The sequence below is a fragment of the Gilliamella sp. GillExp13 genome (genome assembly GCF_001690815.1).
Classification (GTDB): domain Bacteria; phylum Pseudomonadota; class Gammaproteobacteria; order Enterobacterales; family Orbaceae; genus Gilliamella; species Gilliamella bombi.
Window position 1 is genome coordinate 1 of sequence record NZ_LZHJ01000141.1, and the last position, 487, is coordinate 487.

General features: G+C 39.0%; 1 protein-coding gene. It reads left to right on the forward strand.

Annotated elements, in window-relative coordinates:
- Positions 1–487 (forward strand): IS30 family transposase (locus tag A9G37_RS10010; protein WP_141671171.1); only part of this gene is annotated, 487 nt, incomplete at both ends.

Here is a 487-nt window from a genome sequence, read left to right on the forward strand (position 1 = left end):
CTATCTTTATCAAAATAAAGCGCGCTATGAACAATTCAAACCTTATCTAAGGCGAAAAGGCAAAGCCTATAGGCATTGTAAGGCACCGAGTATTAAAGAAGGAGACCGCCGTTATAAACGGTCAATTAAACAACGTCCAAGTTATGTAGAAAGCCGGAAAACGCAAGGACATTGGGAGGGAGATACGATTATTAGCTGTAAAGACAAGCAAGCATTGGTGACATTAGTTGAACGCAAAACAGGGCTAGTATTAATTGGGCGCCTCAATCAACGTACCGCCTCCGAAACGAGAGATATGATAATAAAATTGCTAACGCCGTTTGAAAAAATGGTTAAAAGCATCACCTTTGATAATGGGATGGAATTTAATTATCATCATGCTATTGAGCATTATTTAAATACTACCGTGTACTTTGCGGAGCCTTATAAAAGCTGGCAAAGAGGCACAAATGAAAACACCAATGGCTTAATACGTCAGTTTATACCT